At 62.4% G+C, this 12,227-nt stretch carries 14 protein-coding genes and 1 pseudogene; 6 read left to right on the top strand and 9 right to left on the bottom strand.

The window, feature by feature from the left end:
- From NCR93_RS23615 to NCR93_RS23600, 4 genes and pseudogenes are all read left to right on the top strand, one after another.
- Positions 1-150: pseudogene (locus tag NCR93_RS23615) on the top strand (acetyl-CoA C-acetyltransferase); the annotation flags it as partial.
- A 131-nt stretch (positions 151-281) separates the two neighbouring features.
- On the top strand, positions 282-1,025 hold the full coding sequence (gene phbB / locus NCR93_RS23610; RefSeq protein ID WP_008349175.1) for an acetoacetyl-CoA reductase: 744 nt from the start codon (positions 282-284) through the stop codon (positions 1,023-1,025).
- 79 nt (positions 1,026-1,104) lie between these two features.
- Entirely contained in the window at positions 1,105-1,323 is a 219-nt protein-coding gene (locus tag NCR93_RS23605) for a hypothetical protein (protein ID WP_008349174.1), read from the top strand.
- A gap of 165 nt (positions 1,324-1,488) precedes the next feature.
- Positions 1,489-1,827: a hypothetical protein gene (locus tag NCR93_RS23600; RefSeq protein WP_008349173.1), complete on the top strand. Its 339-nt coding sequence runs from the start codon at positions 1,489-1,491 to the stop codon at positions 1,825-1,827.
- Here the strand turns inward: NCR93_RS23600 and NCR93_RS23595 are convergent.
- The 5 genes from NCR93_RS23595 to NCR93_RS23575 form a co-directional block, all read right to left on the bottom strand.
- Positions 1,793-2,422 carry an isochorismatase family protein gene (locus NCR93_RS23595; protein ID WP_008349172.1) on the bottom strand — a complete coding sequence of 210 codons (630 nt, stop codon included), beginning with the start codon at positions 2,420-2,422 and terminating at the stop codon, positions 1,793-1,795. The two genes, NCR93_RS23600 and NCR93_RS23595, sit on opposite strands and share 35 nt — an antisense overlap.
- Entirely contained in the window at positions 2,419-3,459 is a 1,041-nt protein-coding gene (locus NCR93_RS23590) for a 2,5-dihydroxypyridine 5,6-dioxygenase NicX family protein (protein WP_175982098.1), read from the bottom strand. The genes NCR93_RS23595 and NCR93_RS23590 overlap by 4 nt, the downstream gene beginning before the upstream one ends.
- Before the next feature lie 17 nt (positions 3,460-3,476).
- Positions 3,477-4,292, bottom strand: coding sequence for an alpha/beta fold hydrolase (locus NCR93_RS23585; protein WP_175982099.1), 816 nt, complete (start codon positions 4,290-4,292; stop codon positions 3,477-3,479).
- Positions 4,293-4,967: 675 nt separating this feature from the next.
- Positions 4,968-5,723 carry a maleate cis-trans isomerase family protein gene (locus NCR93_RS23580; RefSeq protein ID WP_275445957.1) on the bottom strand — a complete coding sequence of 252 codons (756 nt, stop codon included), beginning with the start codon at positions 5,721-5,723 and terminating at the stop codon, positions 4,968-4,970.
- Between the two features lies 1 nt (position 5,724).
- Complete coding sequence (locus NCR93_RS23575; protein WP_175982101.1) at positions 5,725-6,951, bottom strand: FAD-dependent monooxygenase; 1,227 nt, start codon at positions 6,949-6,951, stop codon at positions 5,725-5,727.
- Between the two features lie 155 nt (positions 6,952-7,106).
- On the opposite strand from NCR93_RS23575, the gene NCR93_RS23570 reads away from it, so the two are divergent.
- A complete protein-coding gene (locus NCR93_RS23570; RefSeq protein ID WP_175982102.1) occupies positions 7,107-7,760 on the top strand; it encodes an HAD family hydrolase in 654 nt (217 codons plus the stop codon).
- A 9-nt stretch (positions 7,761-7,769) separates the two neighbouring features.
- Here the strand turns inward: NCR93_RS23570 and NCR93_RS23565 are convergent, their stop codons facing one another.
- The 3 genes from NCR93_RS23565 to NCR93_RS23555 all read right to left on the bottom strand — a co-directional run bounded on the left by NCR93_RS23565 (position 7,770) and on the right by NCR93_RS23555 (position 10,497).
- Positions 7,770-8,186: a ferredoxin reductase domain-containing protein gene (locus NCR93_RS23565; protein WP_008349165.1), complete on the bottom strand. Its 417-nt coding sequence runs from the start codon at positions 8,184-8,186 to the stop codon at positions 7,770-7,772.
- 277 nt (positions 8,187-8,463) lie between these two features.
- Entirely contained in the window at positions 8,464-9,561 is a 1,098-nt protein-coding gene (locus tag NCR93_RS23560; RefSeq protein ID WP_175982103.1) for a glycosyl hydrolase, read from the bottom strand.
- Positions 9,562-10,110: 549 nt separating this feature from the next.
- Positions 10,111-10,497 (bottom strand): hypothetical protein, encoded by a 387-nt coding sequence (locus tag NCR93_RS23555; RefSeq protein ID WP_239295003.1) that lies wholly within the window; start codon positions 10,495-10,497, stop codon positions 10,111-10,113.
- A 118-nt stretch (positions 10,498-10,615) separates the two neighbouring features.
- Here NCR93_RS23555 and NCR93_RS23550 point away from each other — a divergent pair, with 118 nt between their 5' ends.
- Positions 10,616-11,302, top strand: a complete 687-nt coding sequence (locus NCR93_RS23550) for a CBS domain-containing protein (RefSeq protein ID WP_008349162.1) — start codon at positions 10,616-10,618, stop codon at positions 11,300-11,302.
- Between the two features lie 10 nt (positions 11,303-11,312).
- On the opposite strand, the gene NCR93_RS23545 is transcribed toward NCR93_RS23550, so the two are convergent.
- Entirely contained in the window at positions 11,313-12,059 is a 747-nt protein-coding gene (locus tag NCR93_RS23545) for an SDR family NAD(P)-dependent oxidoreductase (protein ID WP_008349161.1), read from the bottom strand.
- Between the last annotated feature and the right edge of the window lie 168 nt (positions 12,060-12,227).

Raw genomic sequence — 12,227 nt, 5'->3', positions numbered from 1 at the left:
ATCGCGATCGGTCATCCGATCGGCGCGTCGGGCTGCCGGATTCTCGTCACGCTGCTGCACGAAATGCAGAAGCGCGATGCGAAGAAGGGTCTGGCGTCGCTGTGCATCGGCGGCGGCATGGGTGTCGCGCTGGCGGTGGAACGTCCGTAACGAATGCAGTACGACGGCGCCGCGCGCGCGTCCCGACGCGTCATCAAAACAATATCAGCGTTGGGCAAGATGGCCGCGTCGGCGCCATTCCGAGATTCATTAACCTGAGAGAAATGACGAGGAGTATCAGCATGACTAAGCGAATCGCAGTGGTGACGGGCGGCATGGGCGGTCTGGGCGAAGCAATCAGCATGAAGCTGCACGACGCGGGTTACGCGGTCGTCGTGACGCATTCGCCGGGCAACGCGAAAGTCGGCGAATGGCTTGCGAGCATGGACCGCCAGGGCTACAACTTCCGCGCGTATGGCGTGGACGTCGCCGATTACGATTCCGCCCAGCACTGCGTGGCGAAGATCCAGGCTGAAGTCGGCCCGATCGATATCCTCGTGAACAACGCCGGTATCACCCAGGACACGACCTTCAAGAAGATGACGAAGGTGAACTGGGATTCCGTGCTGCGCACCAACCTCGACTCGGTTTTCAACATGACGAAGCCGGTCTGCGAAGAGATGGTGTCGCGCGGCTTTGGCCGCATCATCAACATTTCGTCGGTGAACGGCTCGAAAGGTCAGATCGGCCAGACGAACTATTCGGCGGCGAAGGCGGGCATGCACGGCTTCACGAAGTCGCTCGCGCTCGAAGTCGCGAAGAAGGGCGTGACGGTGAACACGATTTCGCCGGGCTATCTCGCGACCAAGATGGTGACGGCGATTCCGCAGGAAATCCTCGACACGAAGATTCTTCCGCAGATTCCGGCGGGCCGTCTCGGCAAGCCCGAGGAAGTCGCGGCGCTCGTCGCGTTCCTGTGCTCCGATGACGCGGGCTTCGTCACCGGCTCCAACATCGCGATCAACGGCGGCCAGCACATGAGCTGATGTCCGCGAGCGGCGCGTGTGTCAGCGCGCGCCGCTTCGTGTTCGCATCGAATCGATCTTCATCTGAAACACCCGTGCCATGCACAACGTCAGCGCGCGCGCACTCCTTTATAGCGTCGGTCATCTCGATTCGGCGATCGAACATCTCGAGCAAGTGCTGAGCCTCGAAGGCGCGAACTCGCTCTTCTCCAAGACATACTGGCGCGGACGCGTCGTGCAGGCGCTTTCCACACCGGGACTCGCGCCGTCGCAGCATTCGCGCCTGCAACGCCTGCTGGATCGCATCGCTCAGGCCTGAGCGGAGCAACAAAGCGCGCACGCGGTCGACCGTGAAAACGCGCGCAGGCAAGGCCCGCGCCGCCGCTTGTCCGGCCCCGTCGTGCAGCGTCATTCCTCTGATCCGTGAAGAAATTCGCGTCCGCTTGTACCATTCGGCCGTGTCTCAAATTCACGGTTCGCCAGCATGTTCTCTTACATCAGATCGATGATTTCGACGCCGCGCAGGTTCGGCGCGTTCGGGGCGCTCGCGCTCGCGTGTCTGCTCGCGGCCTGCGGCACGACGAACGGCGTCACGGCCGGCGCGCAGCCCAACACCTACACCGTCACCGGCAAGGCGACGGGCACGCGCATGTCGTGGGTGACGGCGCGCAACGCGGCGATGGACGCCGCCTCCGAATACTGCAAGCAGCGCGCGCAACGCGTCGCGATCCGGTCGGAAGCGACGAGCGGCGTGCGCTCGCTTCAAGAGCAGACATCGACCGTATCGTTCAGCTGCGTGCCGGAGAACGACGCGCGCGGCTGAGCAATTCATCCGACGACATCACGGCCGCGTACTTCTGCGCCATATCGAAAAGATTGGCGTCATGCGGCGCGAGCGCGCGATCGCCGACGCAATCGGATAGCACCACGGGACGAAAGCCGAACTGCATCGCATCGACGACGCTCGCGCGCACGCAGCCGCTCGTCACCGCGCCCGCGACGGCGAGCGTGGTGACGCCGCGCATGGTGAGCCACGCGGCGAGCGACGTGCCGAAGAACGCCGACGGCACGTTCTTGCGCACGACGAGCTCGCCGTCTTCCGGCGCGAGTTGCGGCACGATCGCGCTGTCGTGCGCGTGCTCTTTCAGCGTCAGCATGCCGGGGACTTTGAGCGAGAAGATGTTGGCATCGGCGTCGTCATCGGCATAGACAATGCGGCTATGCGCGATCGGCCAGCGCAACTCACGCGCCGCGCGCAGCAGCGGCACCGTGCGCTCGATCGCCTGCGCGATGTTGCCGCCGCCGAACACGTCCGGATTGGCGAAACCGTTCACGAAGTCGACGATCAACAGTCCGATGCGGCCTTCGATGCGAAGGTCGTTGCCGAAACCTTGCCGCTGATAAACCTCGTCGTTCATGACGTTTCCTCGATGGTTCTTCCTTCGCGCACGACGTCCACGCCGTCGAGCGAGACGGTGCAGCGGCGCAAGGGGATGTCGATATGGCAAGCCGTCGTGCGCTTGCCGCCGCCTTCGTTGTTCGGACCGAGCGAGAACAGGAAGTTGCCGTCGAACGCGCGGGCGTCCATGCCGAGCGTCGCCTCGCGATCGTAGAGACCGAGCGTCGACCAGTGCGCGCGCTTTTGCAGGCCCCAGCCGATGTGCGAGATCGCGAAGGCTTCGGGGTCGTCGAACGAGAGCATGTATTCGCGCAGGAGATCGGCATCGACGCCGCCTTCGATGCGGCGCGCGTAGCCGCCTTCGACGGTCAGCACGACCGGTTCCGTGCAATAGCTCTTCTGCGGCAGAAGGATGTCGCCGCGATCGATCACGATGCGCCCGTTCGCGCCGCCTTCGTTCGGAAAAGTGAGCGCGAAACCGCTCGGCCAATGATCCCAGCGGCCGGGTTCATCGACGAAACCATATTCGGCGATGGCCGGAAACTCGCCGAGCGGACAGCGCAGATCGGTGCCCGCTTTCGATGTGACGCGCATCTCGCGCGCCTGTTCGATGCGCTTCGCGGCGGCGAGCACGCGCCTTCTGTCGTCGAGCGACGGCGTCATGCGAACGAGCACTTCGGGCGGTTCGACGGCGAGCAGGATCTTCGTGCCCGACGCGAGAATGTCGTGTTGCTCGGGCGAAAAAAGCAGCGTCATCAGATCGAGCACGAGATCGCTTGCCTTGAGGGCCGCGATGGCCGCGCGGTTTCCGGTGAGCGGCGTTTGGCCGAGATAGGCGAGGGCGTCGCGGCTCAGCGCCTTCTCGCCGTTGACGGGCGGAAGATCGAGCCGGTTGACGATGGCGCCCATCGATTGCGTCGCAATCAAGGCGCAGGCGAGCGTTTGCGGATGCGTTGCGGCGCCGGTGAGGATCGTCACGGTCTGGCCTGCTTTCAGGCGCGACAGCGTGAGCACCTCTTTCCACGCTTGAATCAGTTGATGGTCGCTGATTGGCATGATGTGTCGCCTACGTTTCAGGTGAGTGTTGCGCCGAAGAACGAACCGAGCGCGCGATAGAAGCCTTGTTCGTCGTCCCACGGGATCATGTGGCCTGCGTTCGGCACTTTCACGACTTCGAGTTGCGGCATCAGATCGCGCATTTCTGCGATGTCTTCATCGCGGATCACGTCGCCGCGGCCGGCTGACATCAGCAGCGTGGGTTGCGTGACGTGCGGCATGTCGGCGTGGATGTCGTCCGTATGGAAGCCTTCGAAGCTCGCGCGGATCGCGCGTTCATCGCAGGTGTGCAGCCATTGCGCGCGCAGGCGCAGTTGCTCGTCGGTCCACGTCGGGCAGAACGCGCGCATGCCTTCTACGTCGATGCCTTTGCGTGCGCGCGCGATCGAATCGATGTACCACGCGAGTTGCGCGGGGTAGGCGCGACGGCCCGGGCCGGACACGGGCGGATCGATGAGCGCGAGTCGCGCGATGGACTTTGTTTGCCGTGCGGCGCGCAGGGCGATGCGTGCGCCCATCGAATGGCCGAGCACGTTGGCTTGCTTCAGGCCGATCGCTTCGATGAACGCGATGAGATCGGCGGTTTGCGCGTCGAGACTGTAATCGAGCGTCGATGAGGCTTCGGAGAGGCCGCGGCCGCGGACGTCAAGCACGTAGGTATCGAAGTGGCGGGCTAGCGTTTCGGCGACGAACCCCCAGGTGATGGCCGGGCTCGTGATGCCGGGGATTAGCACGATGGCATCGTGGGTTGCTTGCGGCCCGCCGTAGCGCAGATAGTGTTGGCGGATGCCGTTTGCGTTGATGTTTGCGCCGTAGAGTAGGGTCGATTTCATCGTGTGTCTTTCTCGTTTACTTCCGTTTTCGCCGGATCCCGTTTTCGGGTCGGTCTATTGGCACTGCCCCTGTGCGGGGCGGCACTCACTTTCTTTGCTGCTGCAAAGAAAGTAAGCAAAGAAAGCAGCTACTGACACGCCCGCGGTCACACGCAATTTGGGTAGTCCTCTCGTCCATCGTGGGCTGCCTAAAGAGTGCCCTCATAGGCCCAACCGGGCTTGGATCGCGCACGGTCTGCCACATCGCACCACACAACAAGCTGGTTCAGCACCAAATAGCTCCAGCCCGCTTCGCGGCCGACCGGTCAATCGGGTCCGCGCGTGCTTCTTTGCTGCCGTCTCCATCTCACTGCACTTGCCGCTCGTCGCTTTCCCTTGCAGACCCAGCGGCAGCGCGTAGCGCTGTGCCGAAGCTGTTTCGTGCTGAACCAGCGCGCTCAACGTATTCGGGCGGCAGACCGTGCGCGAGCCAAGCCCGATTAGGTGTTTGAGGGCACTCTTTAGGCGAGTGCCGCCTGTGACGAGAGGACTACCCAAATTGCGTGTGACCGCGGGCCTGAAAAGCTGCTTTCTTTGCCTACTTTCTTTGCAGCAGCAAAGAAAGTAGGTGCCGCCCCGCACAGGGGCAACGCTAATAGACCGACGCGAAAACGGGATCCGGCGAAGAAAAAAAAATCAAAAAGCCCCAGACAATAAAGCCCCGGCCCCGGGCACAACCCGCTTGAGCCCAAGCTGAGACAACATCGCAAAAGTAGTAGCGATTGCAGCAGTCACGACGGGCTTCCCGGTCAACGCCTCGACCATCGGCACAACGGATAAAGACGGCATCTGCACGCAAGCGGAGAGAACGACGACATCAGCGTCCTGATAGCGCATCGACTGCACGATAGCGGGCAGAAGAACCGGATCATGCCGCGCCACATCGAGATTGTCGGGAATCTCGAGCGCGCGATAGTCGATGACATCGAACCCTTCGCTTCGAATATAGTCGACCACAAGCTCAGTCAGCGCCTTCATATAAGGCGCCACCACGACGACGCGTTTCGCCTTCATCACCTTCAACGCATCGACCAAAGCACCAGCGCTCGTCACAACCGGCGCCTCGCCGCCATTCGCAGCCGTATGCCGGGTCAAACGCGCCTGCGATACGCGGTGATAACCGCGCCCCATCGCCATGATCGCGACGAGACACGCATAACCCAGCACATCGACGCGCGCATCGGAAAGCTCGACGGCGCAGCGGTCCGACTCCGCATCCATCGCGGCGAGCTCTTCCTTCACGACCTTCTTCATCCGCATGCGGCTCGAATGAAAGGTGAAACGCTCCGGTTCGATGGATTGACGCGCAGTCAGCATCGCCGGAATTTCGGTTTCCATCGTCGTATTCGAACTCGGGACGATCTGCCCGATGCGATAAACCTTTCCCGGCATCTCAAACCTCCGCTGAAACGTTGGACACAGCCGCACGCGGCGCGAAATCCGTTGCGTTGTACGCATAGACCCAGTTGGCCTGAATGCCCGACGCCTGCGGATTCAGATACGACTTGAACTTGTAGATGAGATCGCGCTTTCTCTGCGCGAACGCGCTCGGCAAGTGATACGTGCGGCCCCGCTCGCGCGATTCGAGTTGCACGCGGCTCGTGCGCGGCAGACGTTCGGCCTCGTAGTCGCCCAATGCGTGCGCGATGTCCGTGCCATGCGCCGCGAGCGATTGCGCGAGCACGTAGCCATCTTCGATTGCCATCGCCGCGCCTTGCGAGAGAAACGGCAACATCGGATGCGCGGCGTCGCCGAGCAATGTGACGTTGCCACGCGACCAAGTCCGCATCGGATCGCGATCGAACAAGCCCCATTTGAAGACCGATTCCGCGCGCTCGAAAAGACGCTGCAAATTCGGATGCCAGCCTTCGAACGCGTCGAGCAATTCCTCACGGCTCGACTTCGCGTTCCACGATTCCTCGACCCAGCTCTGCGTCTCCGCGACCGCGACGATGTTCACCGCCGCGCCGCCACGCACGTAATACGTGACGACATGCGCGTGCGGCCCGAGCCAGAACGACGAATCCGGACTCACAAATTCGGGCGTCTCATCGAAGGGCACGACGGCGCGGAAGCACATGTTGCCCGTGAAGCGCGGCGCTTCGTCGCCGAAGAGCTTCGCGCGCACGATCGAACGCACGCCGTCGGCGCCGACGATCACGTCCGCTTCGAATTCGCTCCCATCGTCGAAGACGGCGACGGCGGCGTCCCTCTCCTGCCGAATGTCGATGCAACTCGTCGACAGACGCGCGGCATCGGCGGGCACGAGCGTCGTCAGCAGGCGATGCAGATCCGCGCGATGCACGTGATAGAACGGCGCGCCATACAGCTTCGGGCATTCCGAAGCGAGCGGAATGCGGAAGTTCTCGCGCGCGGTCTCCCAGTTGCGCCCGACGATCGCTTGCGGCACGAACGCGACATCGCGCAGCGCATCGCCGATGCCGAGCGCCTGCAGCACCTTCACCGCATTGGGCGTCATCTGGATGCCCGCGCCGACATCGCCGAAAACGCCCGCGCGCTCGAAAAGCCGCACCTCGATGCCGTGCCGCGCGAGCGCGCCGGTCAATGCGACCCCGCCGATTCCGCCGCCGACAACGCCGACGCGAAGTGTTCTGCTCATGATCTCGTCCTTCCGAAGATTGAGTCGTATGGATTGATGTCGATATTATATGGCCGTATAAATAAATGCAACGGCAATGACGATGCTCGTGACGGCGTGATAGGCTGCGCCCATTTCGCGGCGACCGTCCGCATACGACAAGGAAGAGTCAGGCTTTGATCAAGGCGATTTTGTGGGACATGGACGGCACGCTCGCGGAAAGCGAGTCGCTGCATCTGAAGACGTTGATCGCTGCGCTCGCGCGGCACGGCGTGGAGGCGGGCGAGGAGATGCATCCGCTCGTCTTCGGCAAGACGGGGCGCGAGGTGCATGCGCTGTGTCGTGAGCGCTTCGGCTTGACGGTCGACTTCGCGGATTGGTCGATGTTTCGCGCGCGGACGTATCTGGAGAATGCGCCCGCGCTCGTGCCGCGTCCCGGCGCGCTGGAGGTGTATCGCGCCGCGAAGGCCGCGGGCATCACGCAGGCGATCGTGTCGAATGCATCGCGCATGCTGCTCGAAGCGAATCTGCGTGCGCTCGGTATCGAAGAGCCTTCGCTCGTGAGCATCAGCGTCAACGATGTTCGCAACGGCAAGCCGAGTCCCGAGCCGTACGAGCGCGCGGCGTGGCTCTTGCGGCTCACGCCCGAGGAAGTGATCGCAGTCGAGGACAGTCCGACCGGCGCGCGTGCCGCCATCGCGGCGCATATGCGCGTTCTGGCATGGCCTTTCGACGATGAAGGCGCCGCGCTTTTCCCCAGGGAAGCGCAGGTCGTGCGCTCGCCGCGCGAGTTGGCAGAGGCGCTGGGTCTCGATCCCGCGGCGCTTTGACGGCTTGCGTCAGTTGCGCGCAGCGAGATCGTTGAGCACGATCTTGTGGATGTTCGAGGCGTGCACCCATTCTCGCGCCTGACGCTCGACCAGATCCGTGAACGCGGGCGGTCCGCTGCAGTAGATTTGCGTGCAAGCGCGCGTCGGACTCATGGTGAAGGCGCTTTCCTGTGCGAAGAGATCATCGGTCAGGTCCAGATGATGGTAGATCTTGCCGTGCTCGCGCAGTGCGTCGAATTCATCGACGAACATCGCGTGGTCGGCCGCTCGCGCGAAGTGGTGCACTTCGAACTGCCTGCCCGCCGACGCGAGCCGCTTCGCGATTCCGACGATCGACGCGGCGCCGGATTCACCGCAATAAAGAATGGATCGCACGCGCTCTTTGAGCACGTCGCGTTCGATGACCGGAATCAGGTTGTCGCGCATATCTTCTCCAATAGGACCGGCATCCTCCGAGAACGGAAGATGAGGCAGTGTATGGATCGAATGGGATGGCCAAACCCGGCGGTGATCGTCGGGGCAGGCTCGCAGTCAGAGTAGGGTGGACCGCAGCCGCCGACAAGCCGCCATGACGGAATACCAGTCATACGGCCGCGCCGATAAGGAAACCGCCTGTTTTAAGGGCTCAAAACGCAACGAGCGACCACTGTGGGTCGCTCGTTGATCGTTGGGTCAGTTAAACGGGGTGACTTGCCCCGCGCAATTACATCGGGTGGGTCGCAACGAAGTTCTTGTACGACCAGTAAGCGGGCTTCGTCGTCTGACCGTCGGACTTCATCAGCCCGAAGTTGCCTTCGTTGTCGTCATAGAGCTCGAACGCCTGGATCGACTGGATGTTGTACTTCGATGCGACGCTCTGGTACTGCGCCATCATCATGCTGCCGACCATGTAGTTCGCGATCTGCTGATCCGTGCCGTAGTTCGGACGCACGCCGAATTCGCTGAGCCACACCGGCTTGCCGAACGAATGGAGAACGCCGAGCATGTCGTAACAACCCGTGCCGCCGCATGCGCGCGTCATGTTGCCCTGATCCGAATACCAGTGCCATGCGGTGATGTCCCAGCTAACCGTCGGGTGGCCGCGGGTGCCGTCCGGCTGCGAGCCGTCCATCAGCATTTGGAAGAACGCGTAGTGCAGCCACGTTCCGTTGACGACAATCTTCGCCGTGCTGTCCTTCGACTTCACGCCGGCGATGAGACCGCGGATCACGCCGCGCGCGACGACGTAGGGCTGATTCTTGTAATGCGTCCAGCTCGTGCCGTCGACGTTGCCGTTCAGCGCCGTCGCTTCGAGTTCGTTGCCGACTTCGTAGTACTTGTACTTGTACGTGCTCGCGACTTGCGCGCCGAGCGTGTAGGCAGCGTTGTACGCATCCTGTTCGTTGCTGAAGCCGGTGCCGAGCAGGATCACGGGATACACGGTCACGCCGCTCGCCGCCATCGTCTGCGCCATCTTCGCGATGACCTTCGCCGACGCCAGGTTGTATACGTCGTTACGATAGATCGTCGCGCCGATGTCCTTCAGTTGCGCGAGCTGCGTCGCCACGGGCGTCGAGTCGTACGCGCCGCCGTTCGTGTTGCGGCCGTTCGCGCCGTAGAAGATCGACGTGCTCGTCGCCGCTTTCGCCGTCGATTCCGGAGCGGCGGCGCTCTTGGCAGTCGCGTCGTCGAACGCGGTTTCACCGCCGCCGCCGCACGCGGCGAGCAGCACGCTCGTAAGCGCTGCCGTGGCGATCGCTGCGGCCTTGCGAGCCGAGAAAACGTTGAAGTTACGAAGCGAGGTCTGGTTAAGGTTCGTCATTGTGTTTAGTGGTACTAATGTACTTGCGTAAGGCTCGTAAAACCCAGAATGCTGCCCGGACCTCTTCAGTGATTCACGATGCCACTCGGAAACGTGGCGATCGTCTGATCCGTTTGTCGTCGAAATGACACTCGTTAGTCATCCAAACTACATGCTCAGGACAGACTGTTTGCGCGACGCCGAAGTTAGGCGCTAAAGGACAGACTGAACGGCACGGATTCACTGCTGGGTCCATTGCGCGATGCAGCAGGCGCTCTGGATGGCTGAGTCGAGCAAACGATTGCGTTCGCTCTCGTGGGCCTTACGAAATGACAAACCTGCTCAGTTCGAAGGCATCGTCGTCGGATAGGTAACGTTTGCGCGTTTGCAGTCAAACTTGCCGAATCGTTTCGGAGTTCTTCCGCTACCTCGGCAACCGTTGCCGAAACCTGATCAACGGCTGCAAGGTTATCGTCTTATGAGATGAATGTAAACGTCTGTCACAGTAAAAAAATCTGCTGCGGCGTTGCGGTGGCAGAAAAACTTACTTCTTTGGAATCGAGTTCGGAGTCAGTAAATTCTCCCGACGGCTCTGACGGCCTTTGTTATCAGGCGGTACAGACTTCCCGGCGCTCTCCTTCGATGTTGCATCGCGGAAGCGTCGGGCCGAGATTCGAGTGCTGCGTCGATGGGTGCCTGGTCGAATTCCGATAGATGGCACTCGACGGCGGGAAGAATGACCGTTTCTGCAGTGCGCCTGTGATTCGCGCAAAACTCGACGGATTCGTCCATGATCGTGCGCAGGCCGAAGAGCGCGGGTTCGACCTTCAGCTCGAACCGCGTGAGCGCATACTTGAGATCGGTATCGCAGCGCGTTCTGTTGTATCGTTCATCAAGCTCCCGATGATGGGTTCGCATCGCGAGCAGCGGTGCGAGAGGGCGGTTCCGTTTCTTCATCGCGCGCATTCTGACCGTTGACCTGTATCAAGCTCGACGCACGCGCCGGCCGGACGACGACCCGACGCCGCAGGCACCATAACGCTTATCCATAACGCCACTGTCTTTTCAGAGGGAGATGAACGTGCGAGCTGCCGACATCATGACGACATCGATCGTTTCCGCCAGTCCCGATATGTCCGTGCGCCAGGCCGCGGGCACGATGGTATTCGCCGGCATCAGCGGCATGCCTGTGATCGACGAGGAGGGCAACCTGCTCGGCATCGTCACCGAGGGCGACCTGATGCATCGCGCGGAGATCGGGACCGGCGTCAAGCAGCGTGCGTGGTGGCTCGAACTCGTTGCATCGACGCGCGAACTGGCGAGCCAGTATGTCAAGGAGCACGCGCGCAAGGTCAGCGACGTGATGACCACCGACGTCGCGACCGTGAGCGAAACATGCCCCGTCGCCGACATCGCCGAGCTGCTTGAACGCAAGCGCATCAAGCGCGTGCCGGTGCTGCGCGACGGCAAGGTGGTCGGCGTGGTGAGCCGCGCAAATCTGATTCGCGCGCTCGTCACAATGGCGCCCGAGTTGCCCGTCGATGCCGATATCACCGATCACTCGATCCGGGAGGCGGTCATCGCGGCGATGTCGGGCCATCCGTGGGCGCTCGCTCGCGAGAACGTCATCGTCGAAAACGGGACCGTGCATCTGTGGATGACGGTCACGAACGACGACGAAGCGAAGGCCGTTCGCGTCGCGGCCGAAAACGCGCCGGGCGTGAAGGAAGTCGTCACGCACGTCGGCCCGCCGAGGGTGTAGCAGCGTCTCTTCAGATGAAGCTGGCGCCGCCGTTCACCGGAATCGTCTGTCCGGTGATGAACGCGTTGCCGATTAGCGTCATCACGACGTCCGCGACTTCGTCCGCTTCTCCGAGCCGCCCGACGGGCAGCCGCTCCGCAACATTCGACGCCTTGAGCGGTTCGGCCATTTCGGTGTCGATCGGTCCGGGCGCGACGGCGTTGACGGTGATGCCATCGCGCGCGAGCCGTGCGGCGTAACCGCGCGTCAGACCTTCGAGGCCCGCCTTCGATGCGTTGTAGTGAACGCCCACCAGACCCGGCCCGCGCGCCGCCGCCGACGACAGATTGACGATGCGTCCCCAGCGCCGCGCGCGCATGCCGTGGAGCACGGCTTGCGTGCAGAGAAACGCCGACTTCAGATTGACGGCGAGCGTGCGGTCGAACTCGGCTTCGGTGAGATCGTCGATATCGATCATCGTCGCTGTGCCCGCGTTGTTCACCAAGATGTCGATGTGGCCGAGGCGTTGAACGATGTCGTCGATCATCGCGGTGACGTCGTTGCCTGTCGACACGTCGGCGCGTACCGCGATCGCGCGATTGCCGCCGCGCTCGATTTCCGCGACCACGCCGGTGGCCTCGTTTTCGCGCTGCCGATAGTTCACCGCTACCGATGCACCGGATGCGCCGAGAGCGAGCGAAATCGCGCGACCGATGCCGCGTGAGCCGCCCGTCACGAGCGCGACGCGGCCGTTCAGATCGAGAGTGTGAGAGGGCATGGCGCGATCCTTCGTCGTGGGTGAGAAGGGCCAGTTTGCGCGCGTCGTGATGATTTCGCTGATCGCGATGCGATCGATGATCGGGTATCGCGGATACGCGCGAGGCGCTCACGGCAAGTAAAGGAAAAAACCGATGCCGGGTTAAGAGCATCGGTTCTTCCTTGCGCC

Source organism: Caballeronia sp. ATUFL_F1_KS39 (assembly GCF_023630985.1).
In the GTDB taxonomy this organism is placed as follows: Bacteria; Pseudomonadota; Gammaproteobacteria; order Burkholderiales; family Burkholderiaceae; genus Caballeronia; species Caballeronia zhejiangensis.
This window is presented reverse-complemented; position numbering and strand designations above follow the sequence as displayed.